We start from the raw sequence: 20,457 nt of genomic DNA, 5'->3' as shown, positions 1-20,457 counted from the left end.
AAACATCAAAAAAATGGCCTTGCTCCTCTCGAAGAGAGGAAAAGGCTTTGTGATCCGCCTAATTTACCAAATCTAATTTCCTTTATCTGTTTATTCCCCATAAACATGCAACCCCTGGCGCTTTTCTTGCGAAAAGAGCCAGGGGGTTTGTCATCAATCTCACTCCCCCCTTTAAAGGGGGGAGTTTTTTTACGGCAAAGACTCCTTATTCAACAGATTTTACGATTGACGAAAGCTTCCCTGGACGCTCTTTTTCAACTCCTCGATAAAAAGCAGAGAATTCATTTAATATACCGTTTATTCCGACTACAAATTGCTCTATGAATTTTATCGTGGTATAGTAATATCAAAAATGTAAATGATGGTTCTGACGACGTAATACACTCAGTAACGCGTCAAAACCGAAAAAAGCGGGGTGCCAATCGTGGGATCGCAACAATATCATTATCCCCTCTCCGGAGATTACGCACGGGAGTCGGTTCCCGCCAGTGCCCGTCGCCATTGGCTGTCCTTGTCGCTGATCTGGATCGGCGGAGGGATCGATCTGGCGGGGATTCTTCTCGGCACGCAGATCGGATTGGGAATGTCCTTTGAGAACGCCATGATCGCCACCTTTATCGGATCCCTCATCCTGGCCGTAGTCGGAGCCCTCACCTGCTACGTGGGCAGTGAAACCGGGATGTCCACCGCGATGCTCACCCGGTTCGTCTTCGGAGAATACGGCTCGCGCATCGCCTCCCTGATCATCGGGATCACCGGAATGGGCTGGTTCGGTGTGCAGACGGGCTTTTTCGCGGTCAGCGGACAATTGATCGTCAAGGAATTGGCCGGGATCGAAGTCTCCCTGCCGGTCGCGGCCCTGATCGGCGGCTTGTTGATGATGTCCACCGCCGTCATCGGCTACAAGGCGATCGAATGGCTCAGCATCATCGCCGTCCCGATCATGTTCGGAATTCTCATCGGCATCCTCGTGGTCGTGATCCCCTCCCAGTCCTTTTGGAAAGCCGTCCATGTCGAACCGGTGGCGGACACGATTCCCCTCGGGATGGCCATCTCCCTGGTCACCTCTCTGTTCCTCGTTGGGGCCATCGCCGCACCGGACATCGGCCGGTGGGCCCGCTCCAAGAAGGACTCCATTATTGCGGCCGTCGTCGGCTTTTTAGTCGGCAACAGCCTGATGCTGGTAATCGCCGTCATCATCGCCAAATATACCTCCAACGCCGAGTTCATCCAGGTGATGTTCGGCATCGGATGGGGCGGATTGGCGGCCATTCTGTTCGTTTTGGGCACCTGGACGACCAATGACAACGGGTTGTATTCGACGGGGCTCGCCCTCTCCGTCGCCCTGCGCAGATGGTCGAGGCCGACCCTGGTCATCGTAGCCGGGCTGATCGGAACGGCTTTGGCGGTATTCAACATCTACGACAGCTTCATCACCTTCCTGACCATCCTTTCGGCTTTCGTCTCGCCGATCGGAGGGGTCTTCATCGCGGAGTATTATCTCTTGAACAAGCAACGCTTTACCATGGCTTTCCTCCGCGACAACAAAATTCCCCTTCTCTATTGGCATTCCATCGTCGTCTGGGTGCTCGCCACGCTGGTGGGCCTTTCCACCTCCCCGTCGAGCGAGGGAGGATTTGGACTGTTTCAAATGACCCAGATCCCGGCCTTGGATGCGTTTTTGGCCGCTTTCCTCCTTCAGTGGATCATTGGAAGTATCGTGAAGAGGAACAGCGCCAAAAAAGCGAAAGAAACGGCCGAATCGGCCTGAAAACCGGGACCCTGGATCTGTTCCGGCATGACCGGCGGGAAGGATGATTCCGGATGGATTCACTGAACGTCCACACCCTTGAACGACGGCCGGACCTGTTTGAGGGGCTTGAAAAGGTACATGAAGGATCCTTTCCAAACTACGTGATCGAGGGAGACCGGCACAACGCCGAATACTGGGACCGGGTGCTCAGGGATTTCCCGTCCCTGCAATTCGTCCTGTGCGATGAACGGGAAAACGTCCAGGCCAGCGGACACGCCCTTCCGCTGGCCTGGGACGGAACCGTGGAAAACCTTCCCTCAGGCTATGACGGCGCCCTCGTCAGAGGATTCGGAGAGCGCCGTCATCCCCCCAACACTCTGTGCGCCCTTGCGGTGATCGTGGCCAAAAGCCACCGGGGAAAGGGGCTCAGCAGCCGGGCGGTATCCGCAATGAAACAGTTGGCCCAAGAACACGGCTTCTCTCGTTTGATCGCGCCGGTGCGCCCCAACCGCAAGAGCTTGTACCCCCTCACGCCGATGGAGCGGTACATCCGCTGGCGGCAGGAGGATGGTGCCCCCTTCGATCCCTGGCTGCGCGTGCACTGGAAGCTCGGCGCCCAATTCCTGAAAGTGGCGTCTAATTCCATGGAGGTGCGGGGATCGGTGGCGGATTGGGAAAAATGGACCGGAATGCGCTTTCCGGAAAGCGGGGAATATGTGGTCCCCGGCGCCCTGACGCCGGTTGCGATCAATCGGGAAAAGGATGAAGGGATTTATCTCGACCCCAACGTGTGGATGGCTTACCGCCTTTAAAGCGTTGAAAACTGAAACTACCGGAGCGGAAGCGTCGCGGGATGAAGCGCGGCGCTTCCTTTTGTCACCGAGTCCCTCGAGGAACTCCGTCTCCTTTTCATCCTTGCCCTTCAGGATCTTCACCCCTCCCCTCCAAAAAAGAGGCCGCAAAGCCCTTTGCGGAAAGCTCCTGTATCCGTGAAGAAAGGCGGTCATCTTTCCCCTTCGGCTCGTATGCTGTCCTGCCCCCCTACACGGCGGTCTCCCTCAACCGCCGCATATTCGACTCCCATATCCGGCGGTCTCCATGCTCAAGGGCGTGAAGCATGCCGTGAAGGGGGGCCAGCTTGCGGTAAAGGTCCGCCCGGACCCAGAAGGTCGCATCCTGTCGGCCGGTGTAATGCCGGGCTGTCTCACGGGCCAATGTCTCCCCCATATCATGGCACAGGGCGGCAAAATCGAGGGCCGGATCCCCCCAACACGCATCTCCCCAATCGATCACTCCGGACAGGCGACCGTCTCGAATCAGAACGTGCTCGGCGCTCAGATCCCCGTGTATGGGCGTCAGCCGAACCGATGAAGAATCCATGATTTCCAGCAACCGTCGGAACCAGCCCCGCACCGCGGATTCCAGAAAGGGGTCCAACTCCTTCAGCACCCGCTCCTCCCACAGCCGGACCCGCCTTTGCCAGAGGGCGACCCAATCCGCCTGCTCCACGGAATCGGATGGAAACACCTCTTCCGGCGGCAGCGAGTGAAGGGCCGAAAGGAAGTGTCCCAGATCGGCGGAAACATTGGGAGGAATGTTACGGGCATCCGACAGGGAATGGCCCGCCACTTTTCGATACCCCCCGAAGGGGGGATCCGAATCCCAACAGATCCTTTCATAACGGGGAACGGAACCCGGCAGGTGCGGGGAAACCTTCTCCAGAAAAGCGGCTTCCCTTTTCAATTGGGCAATCCCTTCCGGGTGGCGGGGAAATCGGAACATCCACTCCCCGTTCACCTCCATCACAAAAAAGTCCCACCCGTCGCAGATCGGTCGGAAAGACCGGATCTGGAAAGCGGAAACGGCCTTTTGGATGCTCCGAAGACACTGTTTCGGATCCATCGCTCCACCATCCCTCCTGTGACGGGATCGAATCCTTCCCTTTGATCGGCCGCGCCTTGGTCGGCCGGACGAAAACCGGAATCGATTTCTCGGCACCCATAGGATCACGGCCACACCGACCAGACAGATTGCCGCTCCGATCCAGGTCGGGGGTTTTGTGATCGATCCCCCATCCCCGGAGGAGGGAGATCGGATGAACGCGCCGCCGCAGGCTGCGTACACTCTGCCAAAGGAAGGAAAGAATTGAAAGGCGGCGATCGCGCCGTACATCGACAGAAGGATTCCCCCCGGCAACCCGTACACGCCGGCCGTCCGTCCCTGAGCCACAACCGGATCAGCTATCCTCCGCCGATTTCGGCCAACCCTGCGAGGATGAACAATGTCACTGACTTGAACAAGTGTCCGGCTCCTTTCGGCAAAATCGCGGATGACAACGACAATACCCCGCATTTCGGGAAAAGTCGCGGAAAAACGCGCCGATCCTTCCTTCCCACAAATCGCCCTCCCCATCCCGACTCGGAATGCAGTACCTGGCCTTACTCCCTGCGGGAGGGTGATCGATCGCGGTACCCGCCGAGGACGCGCGGCAGGGCGGCGAATCGAACGTGCCGGCTGCCTTGGACAAAAAGGAAATCACGGCTTCAGATGCTTCACGAAAAAGTCTGTGATGGCGTTGTAGCAGCGGACCCGGTTTTCCAGCTTCAGCACATCGTGCCCTTCGTTTTCGAACAACAGATACTCCACATCCTTGCCCAGTTCCCGGAGGTGTTCCACCAGATCCCGGGATTCGGCCTCCACCACCCGGGGATCGTTTTTTCCCTGGATCACCAGGAGCGGGCAGGCGATGTTTTCAATATAGGTGCGGGGAGACCGTTCGGCCAGAAAATCCCGGTCTTTATCCGGATCGCCGACGGCGATGGCAAAGTAGGGCTTCCAGGTCTCCGGGATTCGGCTCATGAAATTGACCAAATCATAGGGGCCGAACATGTCCACTGCCGCCGACCACAGCTCCGGATGGCGCGACGCCAGCGTCAAGGTCATGTAACCGCCGTAGGAACGACCCACCACCCCCGACCGGGAAGTGTCGATCCGCGGGTCCCGGGACAGCACCTTCATGGCGTGGACATGGTCAAGGCGATCTCTGCCGCCCCAGTCCCGGTCCACCTGCTTGGTGTATTTCAGTCCGTAACCGGTGCTTCCCCGCGCGTTGGGAACGAAGACGGCGAAGCCCTTCAGAGTGAGAAACTGGATCAGCGGCATGGAGAACCAGGTGAAATCCGGCCGCTCCTGGCTTTGGGGGCCTCCGTGGATGTAGTAGATCAGGGGGCGGGGGCCCTCATATCCCAGCTCTTCGGCGGGCAGGTAAAGGCGGGCGGAAATGCGCAATCCGTCGAAGGATTCGAAGGAAGCATCCTCTCCCGGAGACAGCAGCTTCGGGTCCAGCCCCAGCGGCCGCTCCCGGGTGTGTTGGGCCACCTGATCGCGCTTCTCCCCCCGGACCGTGTAAATCTGGGTGGGCGAGGTCGCCGAGGAGAAGGACAGAACGTACCGGTCCTTCTTCCGGTCGTAGTGGATCGAATCCAACACCCCCCGGTCCAGGGGGGCCTCTCCGATGACGACGGTGTGGAGGCGCATCCGCAGGTCTTCTTCGTCAAAGATCCCCTCATACAGCCAGGAGACCCCGTCGATGTTGAAGCCGACCAGGTAGCGGTCGTCCCCCAGGTGCTCCAGGGTGTCCATCTCTCCCCGGCCCTCGTGCACCGTGCCGACCGTCTCGACGGGTTTCACCTCCCGGGGGTCCTTCAGGTCCAAATAGCCGAGCCCGTAGGTATCCTCATGCAGGGCGGTGAGGAAGAGCAGCCCCCGGTCCCCCGCCGTGAAGTGGCAGGCATGGATGGCGTTCGGAGGAATCTCTTCCCCTTCGGCGCGTTCCTCCAGCGGTTTTCCGTAAAGCAGTGAAAACCCTTCCCCTTCCCTCCACAGATGGAGGACGTGGTCTCCCAACGTATAGCTGTCCAGCAGGATGGCTTTCGTGTGGTCGGCGTTCACCCCGGCAATCCAGGCATCCCACTTGCTTTCGCCCAGCTTTTCCAAGGCCCCCGTATCCAGCCGACCTCTCCAGGCCACGTGGAGGGACTCCGACCGGGATTCTGCGTTCAGGTAGACGATGTTTCGTTCCGAATCGCTCTTCCGCATATGGACGCGCCATCCGTCGAAAACATCGCCGAAGGCCGGTTCGGGAAATCCTCCCTCCACGGGTATGAGCATGGGCTGATAATTCTCGTCGCCGTCTTTGTCGATCATCACCAGGATTTTGCCCAGTTCCGGAAAAACGGCGTACGGTTCTCCCCCGATCAACTTCGGATTTTGCAGGGCGATGTCGGCGGGCAGAAGCGGTTCGGGTACGCTCCCGCCTTCGTCCATCGCGTACAGGCTGAGACGGCCGCTCAAATTGCTCAGGAAATACAGCCGGCCGCCCGCCTGTCTGGGATAAAGGAACAGACGGGTGGAAAGAAACGATTCAATCCGCGCCATGATACCCTCCTCGAAATTTCCCGTATTCGGGGAAGACAGCGCTTGTCTTCCTTTTCCAGTATAACAGGGGAACCAAAAGATTGGAAAGAATATTCGAAACCGAACAAAAGAAAATGGACCGCCCGCTTGTCGAACAAGCCGCAGGCCGGACGCCGGCGCTGCCCGTCCTCGACCCGGATAAGACATTTCCGTGAAAAAATAAAACGGCCGGTTCAGTGAAAACCAGCCCAGCCGACGCAAACCTGCGACGCTCCGGTCTCCCCAGCCCCGACGCCGACCTTTATCTGTCTGCGGCTCCCTCTCCGCGCATCGAGCGGATAAACTCCGCTTCGGTGAGATAGGTCTTTGTACGCCCGAGACTCCAACCCAACCGGGTGATGTGAGGCACCCCGAGACCCGCCCTCTCGAGCAGCTCCCTTCGGGAAAAAATCTCCCGCGGATCGCCGTCCGCGAGTACGGTTCCCCGGTGCAGAATGATCACCCGTTCGAAGTTCTCCGCAACGAAATCCATATCGTGGATGATGGTCATCACCAGTTTCCCCTGCTCCTTGAGCCTTCCGATCACCCGCCGGACGGTCGCTGTCCCCGCATGATCCTGGGCAATCGTCGGCTCGTCCAGGATGAGGATTTCCGGTTCCATGGCGACGATGGAGGCGATGCAGACCAGTTTCTTCTCCGACAAACTCAAATCCTGGGGGTTTTCCGCGGCCCTTTCCGCCAGGCCGACCATCTGCAAAGCATGAAGGGCTTTCTCCTTCGCCCTTTTCGGATCTACGCCGATGTTCAGCGGCCCGAACATCACCTCGTCCAGCACCGTCGACTTGAAAATCTGGTCGTTGGGATTTTGAAACACCAGTCCGATGTACGGCGCCAGAGCCGCCGCAGTCATTTCGCTCACCGGGCGGCCGAGGATGTGAATCTCTCCCCTCGTGGGCTTCAGCAATCCCTTCAACAGCTTCACGAAGGTCGTCTTACCGGACCCGTTTTGACCGATGATGGCCGTCGACCGCCCGTCAAAGTCCAACGTGATCCCCTTGAGAACCTCTTCACCCGGCCGGTAGGAAAAGGCCAGATCCTTTACGGATATCCGGGTCATCTTCCCTTCAACACCTCGCGGGCCTCCTCCAACGTCACAGGAAAATGAGGACTTCCTTCCCTCTTTGCGTCCAGCTCCCGGCAGACGCGGGTGTACACCGGAGGCGCGACGCCGTATCGCGTCAGATCCTCCCGGGAAAATACCGACGCCGGAGAGGCAAATTGGATCAGCTTCCCTTCGTCGAGAAGCATCACCCGGTTGCAATAGCGGGCGATCTTCTCCATTTTGTGCTCCACCAGAACGACGGTCATTCCTTCTTCGCTCAGGCGATGGATGGCCCGAAAAACCTCTTCGGTTCCCCGGGGATCCAACTGGGAGGTGGGTTCATCCAGTACGATGATTTCCGGTTTCAGGGCGATGACGCCGGCGATGGCCAACCGCTGCGTCTGGCCGCCGGACAGATCGAAGGGATTGCGATCCTTGCAATCCTCCAATCCCAGGAGGTGGAGGGCGTAATCGACCCGCTCGATCATCTCTTTCCGGGGGACGCCCATGTTTTCCAGTCCGAAGGCCACCTCTTCGTAGACCGTCCACTTGGATCCCGTCACCTGCGTGAAGGGATTTTGAAAAACAATTCCCACCTTGGTGGAGAGCCGGCTCACGCTGCTTCTCATGACTTCCAGGCCCGCGACGGTCACTTTGCCCCCATAGGCGCCGCGGTAAAAATGGGGAACCAGTCCGACGAGGGCCTGGCAGAGGGTGGACTTGCCTGCGCCGTTCCGCCCGATGATGCCGACCATCTCCCCCTCGTCCACTTCGAAGGACAGATCGTCCAGGGCCAGATTCTCCGCTTGCGGATAGCGGTATTTCAGATGCTCCACGATGATCTTCTTCATCCCAGGACCCTCCAGACAACGGCCAGGCCCAGCACCAAAAGCAGCCCGGCACGAAGAGCGCGGCTGTAGGGATATTCCCTTTTCTCCCTCAACCAGGTCCTTTCGCCTTCGAAGTGGAACCCTCTCACTTCCAGCGCCAATGCCCTCTCCTTGGCGTGAATCAGCGAGCTCATCACGACGGGACCGATCAGGGGCAGAAACGCTTTCACCCGCACCCACAGGTTTCCTTCCGTCTCCAAGCCCCTGGAGCGCTGTGCATCCATGATGGTCCGGGTGGTCTTGACCATCTGCGGAAGGATCTGAAAAATGGAATCGAGCACGTATCCCAGGCGGGGGGACAGACCCCTTCGAACCAGTTCTTCCACGAGGTCGGCGGGCTTGGTGGTCAGCACCAACAGCAGAAAGGCCGCCACGATGTTGATCACCCGGACCACGATTCGAAGCGCGTTCATCAGGCCTTCTGCGTAAAAGACGAAGGGTTCCGCGCCGAACAGCGGCGTCCGGTTGCCCGGATAAAACCACCCCTGGATCAAAACCACCGTGATCAGCACCAGAAAAACAAAGGCGAACACGGGAAAGGATTGCCGGATCACCCTCGCCGCGGCCAGCAGGGCGAGGCTGATCAGCATCCAAAGAAAAGAAACCGCCATCGACGGCAGGATCCAGGGAACGGATACGGCGGTGAGAATATAGAGGATCTTGTTGATCGGATCGATCCGATGAATCAGGGAATCTTTCTCCACGTACAGGCTGAAGGTTTTCATCGCACGTTCCCCGATTTCAGTCCAAGGATTCCAATTCGCCGCTCCCGGTGTAGAGCTGCTTGATGTTTTTCGGAAGGCTCCTGAAAAGGGCGTAGGCCGCGAGGACGGTCAAAAGCTTGTCGGGCACGTCCACCACCACTTCGTCCAGAAAGGAAGCAAGCCAAACGGAATTCGTCTGGGCCAAAACCGCCGCAAAGAGGGCGTCACCCCAAAAATTTCCGGTCTGTCCTCCCCAAAACCACACGTTGAGGGGAGTGGAGACCACCGTCGCCGTGAAGCCGACGGCCAAACCGACGACAAGGGCTTTGCCCCATCCGTCGATCCAACCCTTGAATGCCATGATTCCGGCCACCAGCCCGATAAAAATGCTGGTCAAACCGTATACGAAGGAGATCGGATCGGCGGTCAGACCGTAAATCACGTTGTTGATGGCCCCCGACAGGGCGCCGACGACGGGTCCCGCCAGCATCCCGGCCAGCACGGTACCGATCGAGTCCAGCCACAACGGGAGTTTCAAGGTGCTGGCAAAAAGCTTGCCGACATAGTTGATGCCCACCGCCACGGGAATCAATACCAGCGACGGCGTCGAAAAACGAAACCAGGAGCTCCGCTGTTGCATGGAGAGATCACTCCTCGGAGGTTTTGGGAGGCTTCGGCGTCGGCGTCGGTGTTCCCTGGGACCCGTATTGTTCGTCGATGATTTTCCGGATTTCGGTCAAGGACTTTCCTTCACGATGCATGGCAATCGCGTCACGCGCGATGTTGATGCAGATCCCTCAGGTGTAGCCCATCCGGTCCCAGACCACTTCCCCGTTCGATTTCACATCCTGGATAAAGCAGTGAAGGTTGTGTTCATGCCCGGTGTCTCCGCAGCCGCAGAAACAGGGCATATATTTGAGCACATCCTGGTGGGCGTACGCCAACTTGTAGGTCTCCTGCGCCGTCGGGTGCGCTTCTCGCACAAAATCGGGCAGATCGACCTCCACTTTTTCGGCCTCTTCCGACAGGGCGGCGAGGCTCTCCTGCGACGGCCCCTGCGCTTCTTTATCGGAGGGCTGGGAGGGCAAATCGTCCTGACCGGAACAACCGACCAACAGGAGAAACAGAAGAAGACCCAAAAGCGCCTTTTTCATTCCACGTCACCTCCCTTTCGACACGCACTGCGGAAAAACCTTCAAGACAAAGGAAGACCCCGAAGAAAACTTTCTCCGGGGCACTCCGCAATTCGTCAACGCCTTCATCCCTTACAGAAGCAGCCAGACGCCCAGAACGACGACTACCGCAAACAAGAGTCCCGCTCCGGTAAAGAAGATGGGGAAAAAGTGGCCCTTCTGATCCAGGTGCATGAAGGTAAAGAACTGGATAACCACTTGAATCGCCGCCATGATCAATAGAAGCGTAACCAGTGCGGCTACGGGAAGGGCTCCCGTGGCCACTGCCGCGAATGCGATTGCCGTCAGAACCATCATGACGGCAAAGGCGATCAGGTGTTTACGGGAACGATCCGACGGATTTTTCGGCGCACCCTGTGCAGTGGTTTTGGAATCGGTCGCCACGGCTTACCCCACCTTTCCGAGAAGATAGACGACGGTGAAGATGAACACCCAGATGACGTCGATGAAGTGCCAATACAGGCTGGACACGTACAGTTTGGGAGCGGTCACCGGAGTGAGCCCTTGTTTTCGAACCTGAATGATCAGGCTGGTGATCCAGAGAATCCCGAAGAGAACGTGGGATCCGTGGGTTCCCACCAGCGTGTAGAAGGCCGATGCGAAGGCGCTGCCGGTGAAGTGATGCCCGAGATGGGTGTACTCATAGAACTCGTAGATCTCCAGCCCCAAGAATGTGGCACCCAGCAGTACCGTCACGCCGAACCAAAACAGGGTCCGTTGAAGATTGTTGCGGTGCATGCTGACGATCCCCAGCACGCTGGTCAAGCTGCTCGTCAGCAGGGCCACCGTCATCACGGCCACCATCCAGATGTTGAACAGTTCCTGGGATGAGGGGCCGTCCATGTGCTGGTTCTTCAGGGCAAGGTACGTGCCGAACAGGGAGGCGAACAGCACCGTCTCGGCCCCGATGAAAAACCACACGCCGAGAATCTTGTTCTTCCCTTCCAGCGTCGACGTTTCCAGGTGGTCCGGCATCTTCGGAGCCATGCTCAAGTCATTGTGCGAACTCATGCCTGTGCCCCCTTATCCGCGCTCTTCAGCTCTTCCGGTTCGATGTGATATCCCGTATCTTTCTGGAAAGAGCGAACGAACATGGTGATGAACACGATGATCAACCCCAGCGCTCCAAGCCAGTACGAGCGGAGAATCCACCCGTAGCCGGAGACGAAGAAGCCGAGGGCCATGATCAAGGGCAGATAGGTCGGCGAGGGCATATGGATCGATCCCAGCGGCTCCGCAGGCTCCAATCCCTTCTTGCCGGCCAATTTGGCGTGATAAAAAGCGTCGAGCTGCTTCACCAAAGGCAGTTGAGCGAAATTGTATTCAGGCACCGGCGAAGGAATGGTCCATTCCAGGGTGCGGCCGTCCCAAGGGTCGGCATCGGCCACTTCTCCGCGGATGGAGCTGTAGACAATGTTGTACAGCAGGACCAAAACCCCCGCGGCCATGGTAAAGGCACCGATGGTGCTGATCAGGTTGAAGCTTTCCAGCCCCAATCCCGGCAGATAGGTGAACACCCGCCGGGGCATGCCCCAGAATCCGAGGAAGTGCTGGGGCAAGAAAGTCGTGTGGAACCCGATGAAGAAAAGCCAGAAATGCAGCTTGCCCAACCGGTCGTTCAGCTTCCGACCGAAAAACTTCGGCCACCAGTAATACAAGCCGGCGAAGATGCCGAATACGGTTCCTCCGATCAGCACGTAGTGGAAGTGAGCAACGACGAAGTAGGTGTCATGGTACTGGAAGTCCGCCGGGGGAACCGCCAGCATCACCCCGGTGAATCCGCCGAGCACGAAGGTGATGATAAACCCGAGACACCACATCATCGGCGTGGTGAAGCTGATTTTCCCGCCCCACATGGTGGAGAGCCAGTTGAACACCTTGATCCCCGTCGGCACCGCGATCGTCATGGTCGCAATGCCGAAGATGCTGTTGGCAACGGGACCGAGACCCACGGTGAACATGTGGTGCACCCACACCATGAAGCCGAGGAATCCGATCAGCACCGTGGCAAACACCATCGAATGGTACCCGAAAAGGGGTTTTTTGGAGAAAGTGCTGATCACGTCGGACATGATCCCGAAGGCGGGCAGGATCACGATGTACACTTCCGGGTGACCGAAAATCCAGAACAGGTGCTGCCAGATCAGGTGGTTTCCGCCTTGCGCCACATCAAAGAAGTTGGCGTCGAAGATCCGGTCGAACATCAACAGCAAGAGATCGACGGCCAACGGCGGCATCGCAAACAGGATCAGCCCCGAAGTGACGAGGGTCGCCCAGGTGAACATGGGCATCTTCAGGAAAGTCATTCCCGGTGCGCGCATGTTGATGATCGTCACCAGGAAGTTGACCGCGGTCAACATCGTCCCGATCCCGGAGATCTGAATCCCCAGATCGTAATAGTCCAGACCGGGACCCGGGCTGTATTCATTGAGCGCCAGCGCGGTGTAACCCGTCCATCCGGCATCGGGAGCTCCTCCGAAGAGCCAGCCCAAGTTGAACAGCAGCGCTCCCGCAAAGAACAGCCAGAAGCTGAGGGCGTTCATGAAGGGGAAGGCCACGTCCCGGGCGCCGATCTGCAGCGGAACCGCCACGTTCATCAGCCCGAAGAGCATCGGCATCGCCACGAAGAAAATCATGTTGGTGCCGTGCATGGTAAACAGTTCGTTAAAGGTGTCCCCCGTAAACAGATCGTTTTGAGGGACGGCCAGCTGCAGCCGAATCATGAGGGCCTGCAGTCCGGCGATGAGGAAGTATAGGACTCCCGTCCCGAAGTACATGATTCCGATCTTCTTATGGTCAACGGTGGTGAGCCAATCCCAGATCCGGCTGCCCTCTACCCGGTGCAAAAACTCCCTGTTGTAACCCCCGGTGAAAATGGCCGCCAGAAACAGGATGAACACCCCTACGATGATGAACGTACCCACGTCGTTCCCTCCTTTATCCCGGAAATCCATTCCGGTTCGGCCTCAATGATCATCAGGATAAGGGGCTTCATGGTTTCGAAAACAAGCGGGTCACTTCAGATTGGTCAGGTATTCGACCAGGGCATTCATCTTCTGATCGTCCAGATGATTGTAAGCCGGCATTTTCGTACCGGGCTTGATGGATTGCGGATCCCTCAGCCAGCGAACCAGGGATTCCTTGTCGTTCGGCAAGTAGCCCGCAATCATCGTCCGGTTTCCGAATCCCGTCAGGTCGGGCGCTTTATCCCCCTTCACCTTCATGCCCGCCCCTTCAATGGCGTGACAACCCATGCAGTTCTGGGAGAAGATTTTCTGCCCTTCCTGAGCCTGCGCGTTCACCGGTTGCGACTTGGGATTCTTAATGGACGCGACCCACTTGTCGAAGTCCTGCTGCTCCTCGGCAATGACCCGGAAATTCATCAGGGCGTGTCCGGCACCGCAGAATTCCGCACACCTTCCTTCATACACACCGGGCTTTTTGGCATCCAGGGTCATCGTGTTGGTTTTCCCCGGAATCATGTCCGTCTTGCCTCCCAGGTTGGGAACCCAGAAGGAGTGGATCACATCCTTCGCTTCGAGCTCCAGGAAAACCTGTTTCCCCACGGGGATGTGCAATTCCTGGGAGGTGCGGATGCCCAGCTCGGGATATTCAAACATCCACCAGTACTGATAAGCCGTCACCTTGACCCGAATGCTGTCATCCTTCGGCGGCTCCTTCGCCAGGGAGAAGGTGGTGGCAACCGTCGGAATCGCCAGGATGATGAGCAGGATAACCGGGATCGCCGTCCACAGGATCTCGATCTTGGTGTTTCCTTCAATCTGTTTGGGAGGAGTATCGTCTCCCTTACGCTTGCGATAACGGAAGAGAACGAAGACGTAAATGGACACAACGACCACAAAAACAATGAGCATGATGTAGACGCTGAGCATGACGAGGTCGAGCTGTTGCTCTCCCGCGCTGCCTTTCGGATCAAAGATGTTCATGGTTTTGCTGCCGCATCCGGTCGCCAAGAGAACCATCGCCATGAGTGCAAAAAACAGCCGCCACAGCGGTTTTCGTCGGCTCATCCAATCCTACCCCACTTTCCTGGATCTCATACCGTTGATAAACCCGGGTGCTTCCCGGTCCCTGCCGCCCCAGGGCTCAGGACATGAGCAAGGGATCGACAATCATCACCAACAGCATGGCTGTCAAGTACACCAAAGAATAGAAGAACATTCTCTCGCCCCATCGATGGTCATCTTTGGTGAAGAATCCCTCCAGGGATAGACCGATGTAAACCAAGCCGAGAACCGTCGCGACGACGAGGTACAAGATCCCGACAACCCCCGTCTGGACCAGCAGGAGGGATGCGGGAACCATCGCCGCCACATACAAAAAGTTTTGCCGCTTGGTTTCAGCAAACCCCCTGACCACCGGCAGCATGGGAACCCCCGCAGCCCGGTATTCCTCCATCCTGCGTATTGCCAAGGCGAGAAAATGCGGCGGTTGCCACAGGAACATGAAGGTGAAAAGAATCCATGCAGGCGGATCGATCGAACCCGTCACCGCCGCCCAGCCGATCATCGGCGGAACCGCACCGGAGATTCCACCCACCACGGTGTTGAGGGTGGTCGTCCTCTTCAACCAAAGCGAATAAATGCCCACATACACGAAATGGCCGATCATCGCCAGGAAAGCGGCGAGAGGATTAACCAGCGCCGCCAAAACAACAAACCCCGTCAAGGTGAGTCCGATCCCGAACCACAGCGCGACCATCGGACGGACCCTCCCGCTGGCCACCGGCCGCGTTTGAGTCCGTGACATGAGGGGGTCGATGTCCCGGTCGATCACATTGTTCAGGGCGCATCCACCGGCGATCACCAACGCTGTTCCGAGCAGCGTGGCGAGCAGGAGCAACAGGTCCAGCTGCCCGTGTCCGGCCAACCAGAAACCGGCGAATGCGGCCATCAGGTTGGATGCGTTGATCCCGGGCTTCGTCAGGGTGAGATAGTCGCGCCACGTCGCCTTCTCGGCCGAACCCGCGGAGAGATCCGATCCCACCATCGTTTCCCGGATCATGGGTCGTTCCACCAGAATCAACCTCCTTTCTGTCAGCCGGACACCTCCAACCGTCGCACCACCTGACTCAAACCATCGATGGAACAGCAGTCGGCGGCGGGAAAGGGCTTGCCTTCTGCCGGCTCCTGTACCGCTTTCATTCGGCGTCCCTCTCCTGTACAAAAAAAACGGGACAGTTCACGGCGTTGTTCTGTTTTCCGTGGAAGCACCCTGCGATCATTGGTACTCCCATTTTTTCCAGCCCCGGCCAATATCATGCAGAACAGACAAAAACACCGGAACCACCCGCCGTCGAAACTGGGCAGGAACAGGCCAAATATCACCATCATTTTAGGTGATCAATGACATTTGAGTCAAGGCGCGGCGTGAAGGGTTCATAATATGGCAACAGAATTGTAAAACTTCGCCGGGGTAACAGCGAAAGGCCGCTCCCGATGGGACAGGAACGGCCATCAGCTGTCCGCAGCGGCACCCGCCGGTTTGAGCCACTTGATCGCCTCCACCATGGTGCCCCTGCCTTCCACTGTTCGAATCGAAAATTCATCCATCAATTGATGGACCTGTTTCAATCCCGAGCTTTCCACCGACTGACTCGTTTGCACCTTTTTCATCAATTCGCTCACGTCGGCAATCCCCGGACCCAGATCCTGGACAATGATGAGCATCCCACTCTTCCCGTCTCTCTCGATGCGCTCCACCTGGAGCAATCCCTTCTCCGCATGGTGAACCACATTCCGGAGGAGTTCGGAAACCGAACGGGCGATGCGGGACTGATCCAATTCATCGAACCCCCACTCACGGGCCAATTCCCTCAGTTGGCTACGGGTGGACACGATATCCCATTCGTATTCGATACGAAAGTACCTTCCCACAGCCCTTCCCTCCATCAGGCGGCGGAGCGCCCCTCAAGCTTCGCGTCCCACCGGTTCCTTATCCAGATGCTGAATTCGAAACAGGCGGGCGTAAAAACCGTCCATGGCCATCAATTCTCCGTGGGTACCGGCTTCCAGCACCCGGCCGCCGTCAATGTAGTAAATCCAGTCGGCGTCGGTGACCGTGGACAGGCGGTGGGCCACAATGATCGTGGTCCGATTCTCGGCCAGACGCTTCAGGGAATCCCGGACCAGCAGTTCCGACTTCAGATCCAGGGCGGAGGTGGCCTCATCCAGGATCAGGATCGCCGGATCCTTCAAAAAGACCCTGGCGATGGCCAGCCGTTGTTTTTGTCCTCCCGACAGCTTGACGCCCCGCTCCCCGATCTCGGTCTCATACCCCTTGGGAAGCTGCACGATGAAATCGTGGGCGCCCGCCGCCTTGGCCGCGGCGACGATCTCCTCCATGGTCGCGTCGGTGCGTCCCATCCGGATGTTTTCCAGGACCGTACCGCTGAACAGGATGGTGTCCTGCAGCACGAGGCCGATCTGGCTTCGGAGGCTCGCCACCGTCCAGTCCCTGACGTCCACGCCGTCCACCAACAACCGCCCTTCCGTCACATCGTAAAAGCGGGGGATGAGGGACACGATGGACGACTTGCCTCCTCCGCTGGGACCGACCAGGGCCGTCGTCTTGCCCGGTTCCACGACCAGATCCAGGTTCCTAAGCGCCCACTCCCCATCCTCGGTGTAGCGGAAGCTCACCGACTCGAACCGAATCTCCCCTCTCGGCTTCCGCAGGGGGCGGGCACCGGGCCGGTCGGTGATGTCATAACTCTCATCGAGAAGCTCAAACACCCTCTCCATGGAAGCCAAGGCCTGCGTCAAGGCGGTCGATGCGTTGACCAGCCGGCGCACGGGGTTGTATATCAGCCCCATGTATCCGTAGAAGGCGGTCATTTCCCCTACGGTCATCGAACCGCGGATCACCAGGAACCCGGAAAAACCGATCACCAGGATGGGAGCGATGTCGGTGATCGTGTTGATCACGGCGAAGGTGACCCCGTTCCAACGGGTGTGTTCCAGTGCTTTGTCCAGAAAATGATGGTTGTATCGGTCAAACAATCCCTGCTCGTACCGTTCAAGGTTAAAGGCCCGAATCACCGAAATGCCCTGCACCCGCTCGTGAAGGTGCCCCTGCATCTCCGCCAGAGCCTGGGACCGCTCCTTGGATCGTTTGCGCAGGTTCTGGTAAAAATATTTGACGCAGAAACCGTAGAGCGGAAAGATCGACAGGGCGACCAGGGTCATCCAGGGATCCATCCACAGCATGATGCCGATCGCGATGGAAACGGTGATCAGGTCCAACCAGATGTTCATCAACCCGGTGACGACGAACTCCTTGGTCTGTTCCACATCGTTGATCACCCGGGAGATGATCTGCCCGACCTTCTGATTGTTGTAAAAGCGAAGGGACAGCTTCTGAATATGGTCAAACAGCCGGTTGCGGATGTCAAACAGCACCCGATTGGCCGTCCATTGAGCGAAGTATTGCCGGTAGTATTCGATCGGAAAGCGGAAGACCGTGAAAATCAACAAAGTGATGACCAACACCCAGATCAGCCGGCTGATCTTGTCTTCCGCGGGCAGATCCGTCAGCAGCAATTCATCCACCGTATATTTGAGAACCAGCGGTAGGAGCAGGGGAATACCGAACTTCACAATGCCAACCGCCATGGTCAACCAGACATGTTTCCGGTACGGCCGGACAAACCGGAGGTACCGGCGGATATTCCCCATGAGCCTCATCTCCAGCGATATTTCTCTCCCCGTATTCCGCAGGGCGGAAGACGGGAGGGTTTCTCCTCTGTGTAACAGGGGTTTTCAAACTAAGTTGTTTATATTATACCAAAAAACGGTCCAAACGTTGGTGAAAAAACACAGACAAAATCACATTCTTCCATTTTATTGAAAAACGAATCTCTCCTGCAGTCTTAAAGACCGTCTGCAAGCCGTTTTATACCTAAAAAACGGAGAGTGGGCCCGGATCGTTTCCGATGACAAGCCCGGATTCAGAAAAACGACAAAAGACCCCTTCCGGATAGATCGGAGGGGTCTTTATTTGGCGCTCAGTGGCGGGCCTTCTCCAGCGCCGGGAGAAGCTTGGGATTCAGGATGCGGATGTAGGTTCCCTTCATACCCAGCGAGCGGGATTCCACCACCCCGGCGCTTTCCAATTTGCGCAGGGCGTTGACGATCACGGAGCGGGTGATGCCGACGCGGTCAGCGATTTTGCTGGCCACCAGCAGTCCTTCATTTCCGTCCAGCTCGTTGAAGATGTGTTCCGCCGCCTCCAGCTCGCTGAAGGAGAGGGAGTTGATCGCCAGCTGGACGACCGCCCGGCTGCGCGCTTCCTCTTCGATTTGTCCCGCCCGTTCCCGAAGGATTTCCATCCCGGCGACGGTGGCTCCGTATTCGGCCAGAATCAAGTCATCGTCGACAAATTTTTCGTTCATGCGGGACAAAACGAGCGTCCCCAGATGATCCCCGCCGCCGATGATCGGGACGAGGGTCGTATAGCCGTGTTTAAACATGTCCTTCATCTCAACGGGATAAGCGGTCAGGGGATCCTCCACGCTGATGTTGGGTCTCGGCTTTTCCACTTCCATCAGCGAACGGGCATACTCCCGCGGAAATTGCCGATCCTTCAGGTATTGCTCCATCCGCTCGTTTTCGATCTCGTGATCGATGGCGAGTCCCAACAGCTTTCCGTCGGGATTGACAATATATACATTGGCTCCGATCACATCGCACAGCGCTTGAGCCACTTCGTCAAAATCCACAAGGTGATGACCGACATTCTTCTGCAGAATTCGGGAAATTCGCCTCGTTTTTTGAAGCAAATCCATTTTCATTTCCTCCTCAATCTCTTAATCGCACCCTCTTTCGAAATTAGCAGGGTGTTTTGATATAATAGATCCGGGGTGGGGTTGATCTCCCCACTCCATTATGCAATATTTATAGACATGATCGCAGTGGAGTTTGTGAACACTTTTTGACTTTTTATATTATTTGAAATTGCTTCCTGGGCTTTGACAAATCGTTACAGAAACGCGGCCAGGGACGGCCTCCAGAGAATCCACTCCACCTTGCCGTCAACGCGGTCGATGGGAACCAGGCCGACGCTTTCGTAACGGCTGTCGCGGCTGGCATGCTTGTGGCGGTTGTCACCCAAGACAAAGACGGTCCCCGGCTTGACGGTAACCGGTCCGAAGTTCCCGTCCTCGATTTTGGTGTCGATGTACGGTTCCGGAACCGCTTTGCCGTTTCGGTACAAAACGCCGGACCGGATCTCGATGCGGTCGCCGGAGACGCCGACCACCCTCTTGACCAGATAGCGCCCGTCCTGGGCCGGATCTTCAAAGGTGATCACGTCTCCCACTTTCGGTTGACTGAACAAATAGGCGAATCGATTGATAAACAGTCGATCGCCGTCTTCCAGAGTGGGCTCCATCGACGTGCCGTTGACCACGGACAGGGCGAAGCCGTACTGATTGACGGCGAACACGAAAGCGAAGGTCAACAGTCCCGTCCGCATCCAACCGAACACTCGATTCTTCCTCATCTTCACCTTCACTCCATCAAACGGGATTTATAGAATTGAAAACGATGATACCAGCGGCTTGCCCATTCGGAAGTGAAGGGTTCTTCCCCTCTGCAAACCATGCGATCGACGCGGTCGACCGCCTCTTCGATTTTTTTCACCACCTCGTCAGGATAGGAATACCGGACGCGGTTTCGGTCGAATTCCTCCCGGTCCACCCACCTGCGGGTCCCATCCTTTTCAACCACCAGATCCAGATCGTAGTCGATGTAAGACAGCACCCCGTCCCGATACCGGTAGGGGGATGCGATGTGGGTGTAAAACCGGTAATTGCCATCCTCACCAAACACGACGAGGGTGTGATGCCAGGAAAAGCGGTGGAATCCGCCGATGGTCAAGCCGGGGAAAACCCACTCCCGGCCGTCCGCCTCCACCACTTCCACATTGTAATTGGCGATGACGAGAGGTTCTCCCTTTTCCAATACAATCGACTTTTTCCATGTCCGGTGCAAATGTTCCCCGTGCTTGTAACTCTCGATCCGTATGACCGCCCCTTCTTCCGGTACGATCATGCCTCTCCCCTCCGTCATCTTTGCACATTCTCTTTATTGCCAAAACGTTGACAGATTAAAACAAGACAAAACATAAAATACCCAAAATCTTTTCAACGAGCGGCCGTCCACCCCTTGACATGTGGCCGCCCCTCAGGCATAATGTGTTAAACAACCGGACGGAACACGCGATAAACGCAATGACGGAGACCAGTACGGACGGCTTACCGTTCAGAGAGCAGCACCCGCCGGCTGTGAGGTGCCGCCGGGATGCCGCCCGGAACCCATCTCCCGAGCGGACGGTGACGAATCGGCACGGAGCACGCTCCGTTATCAAGGAGGCGGCC

The 20,457-nt window shown here is 57.3% G+C and carries 20 protein-coding genes and 1 pseudogene; 3 read left to right on the top strand and 18 right to left on the bottom strand.

Features of this window, described 5'->3' with window-relative positions:
- The 3 genes from CLV97_RS18375 to CLV97_RS10860 all read left to right on the top strand — a co-directional run.
- Window positions 1-324 (top strand): hypothetical protein (locus CLV97_RS18375; protein WP_211295733.1); only part of this gene is annotated, 324 nt, incomplete at its 5' end.
- A 100-nt stretch (window positions 325-424) separates the two neighbouring features.
- Window positions 425-1,771: a purine-cytosine permease family protein gene (locus CLV97_RS10865; RefSeq protein WP_170070466.1), complete on the top strand. Its 1,347-nt coding sequence runs from the start codon at window positions 425-427 to the stop codon at window positions 1,769-1,771.
- Between the two features lie 53 nt (window positions 1,772-1,824).
- Window positions 1,825-2,565 carry a GNAT family N-acetyltransferase gene (locus CLV97_RS10860; RefSeq protein ID WP_106345552.1) on the top strand — a complete coding sequence of 247 codons (741 nt, stop codon included), beginning with the start codon at window positions 1,825-1,827 and terminating at the stop codon, window positions 2,563-2,565.
- Between the two features lie 229 nt (window positions 2,566-2,794).
- Here the strand turns inward: CLV97_RS10860 and CLV97_RS10855 are convergent, their stop codons facing one another.
- The 18 genes and pseudogenes from CLV97_RS10855 to CLV97_RS10770 form a co-directional block, all read right to left on the bottom strand.
- Window positions 2,795-3,655, bottom strand: a complete 861-nt coding sequence (locus tag CLV97_RS10855; RefSeq protein WP_245891480.1) for a phosphotransferase — start codon at window positions 3,653-3,655, stop codon at window positions 2,795-2,797.
- Between the two features lie 147 nt (window positions 3,656-3,802).
- A pseudogene (locus tag CLV97_RS18955) lies at window positions 3,803-3,925 on the bottom strand (hypothetical protein); the annotation flags it as partial.
- Window positions 3,926-4,288: 363 nt separating this feature from the next.
- Window positions 4,289-6,190 (bottom strand): alpha/beta hydrolase family protein, encoded by a 1,902-nt coding sequence (locus tag CLV97_RS10850; protein WP_106345550.1) that lies wholly within the window; start codon window positions 6,188-6,190, stop codon window positions 4,289-4,291.
- 280 nt (window positions 6,191-6,470) lie between these two features.
- The gene (locus tag CLV97_RS10845) at window positions 6,471-7,286 is read right to left on the bottom strand and encodes an energy-coupling factor ABC transporter ATP-binding protein (protein ID WP_106345549.1); all 816 of its coding nucleotides are present in this window, start codon (window positions 7,284-7,286) and stop codon (window positions 6,471-6,473) included.
- Entirely contained in the window at window positions 7,283-8,122 is an 840-nt protein-coding gene (locus tag CLV97_RS10840) for an energy-coupling factor ABC transporter ATP-binding protein (protein WP_106345548.1), read from the bottom strand. Before CLV97_RS10840 ends, CLV97_RS10845 begins: the two co-directional genes overlap by 4 nt.
- The gene (locus tag CLV97_RS10835) at window positions 8,119-8,886 is read right to left on the bottom strand and encodes an energy-coupling factor transporter transmembrane component T family protein (protein WP_106345547.1); all 768 of its coding nucleotides are present in this window, start codon (window positions 8,884-8,886) and stop codon (window positions 8,119-8,121) included. The genes CLV97_RS10840 and CLV97_RS10835 overlap by 4 nt, the downstream gene beginning before the upstream one ends.
- A gap of 16 nt (window positions 8,887-8,902) precedes the next feature.
- Window positions 8,903-9,505 (bottom strand): ECF transporter S component, encoded by a 603-nt coding sequence (locus tag CLV97_RS10830; RefSeq protein ID WP_106345546.1) that lies wholly within the window; start codon window positions 9,503-9,505, stop codon window positions 8,903-8,905.
- A gap of 7 nt (window positions 9,506-9,512) precedes the next feature.
- Complete coding sequence (locus CLV97_RS10820; protein ID WP_281257607.1) at window positions 9,513-10,019, bottom strand: PCYCGC motif-containing (lipo)protein; 507 nt, start codon at window positions 10,017-10,019, stop codon at window positions 9,513-9,515.
- Window positions 10,020-10,130: 111 nt separating this feature from the next.
- Window positions 10,131-10,442 carry a cytochrome C oxidase subunit IV family protein gene (locus CLV97_RS10815; protein ID WP_106345543.1) on the bottom strand — a complete coding sequence of 104 codons (312 nt, stop codon included), beginning with the start codon at window positions 10,440-10,442 and terminating at the stop codon, window positions 10,131-10,133.
- Window positions 10,443-10,445: 3 nt separating this feature from the next.
- Window positions 10,446-11,069: a cytochrome (ubi)quinol oxidase subunit III gene (locus CLV97_RS10810; RefSeq protein WP_106345542.1), complete on the bottom strand. Its 624-nt coding sequence runs from the start codon at window positions 11,067-11,069 to the stop codon at window positions 10,446-10,448.
- Window positions 11,066-13,012: a cytochrome c oxidase subunit I gene (gene ctaD / locus CLV97_RS10805; RefSeq protein WP_106345541.1), complete on the bottom strand. Its 1,947-nt coding sequence runs from the start codon at window positions 13,010-13,012 to the stop codon at window positions 11,066-11,068. Before ctaD ends, CLV97_RS10810 begins: the two co-directional genes overlap by 4 nt.
- A 60-nt stretch (window positions 13,013-13,072) precedes the next feature.
- A complete protein-coding gene (gene coxB, locus CLV97_RS10800) occupies window positions 13,073-14,089 on the bottom strand; it encodes a cytochrome c oxidase subunit II (RefSeq protein WP_106345540.1) in 1,017 nt (338 codons plus the stop codon).
- Between the two features lie 76 nt (window positions 14,090-14,165).
- Window positions 14,166-15,098 carry a heme o synthase gene (cyoE, locus tag CLV97_RS10795; protein ID WP_425440563.1) on the bottom strand — a complete coding sequence of 311 codons (933 nt, stop codon included), beginning with the start codon at window positions 15,096-15,098 and terminating at the stop codon, window positions 14,166-14,168.
- Between the two features lie 437 nt (window positions 15,099-15,535).
- Complete coding sequence (locus CLV97_RS10790) at window positions 15,536-15,955, bottom strand: ATP-binding protein (protein WP_170070464.1); 420 nt, start codon at window positions 15,953-15,955, stop codon at window positions 15,536-15,538.
- A 33-nt stretch (window positions 15,956-15,988) separates the two neighbouring features.
- A complete protein-coding gene (locus CLV97_RS10785; protein WP_106345537.1) occupies window positions 15,989-17,755 on the bottom strand; it encodes an ABC transporter ATP-binding protein in 1,767 nt (588 codons plus the stop codon).
- A gap of 329 nt (window positions 17,756-18,084) precedes the next feature.
- Window positions 18,085-18,864 (bottom strand): GTP-sensing pleiotropic transcriptional regulator CodY, encoded by a 780-nt coding sequence (codY, locus tag CLV97_RS10780; protein WP_106345536.1) that lies wholly within the window; start codon window positions 18,862-18,864, stop codon window positions 18,085-18,087.
- Window positions 18,865-19,058: 194 nt separating this feature from the next.
- Window positions 19,059-19,580, bottom strand: coding sequence for a signal peptidase I (gene lepB, locus CLV97_RS10775; protein WP_106345535.1), 522 nt, complete (start codon window positions 19,578-19,580; stop codon window positions 19,059-19,061).
- An 8-nt stretch (window positions 19,581-19,588) separates the two neighbouring features.
- Window positions 19,589-20,131: a DUF402 domain-containing protein gene (locus CLV97_RS10770; RefSeq protein WP_170070463.1), complete on the bottom strand. Its 543-nt coding sequence runs from the start codon at window positions 20,129-20,131 to the stop codon at window positions 19,589-19,591.
- Between the last annotated feature and the right edge of the window lie 326 nt (window positions 20,132-20,457).

The sequence above is a fragment of the Planifilum fimeticola genome (assembly GCF_003001905.1).
Taxonomy (GTDB): Bacteria; Bacillota; Bacilli; order Thermoactinomycetales; family DSM-44946; genus Planifilum; species Planifilum fimeticola.
Note: the sequence above shows the minus strand (reverse complement) of the source record. Positions and strands in the feature narration are given on the sequence as shown.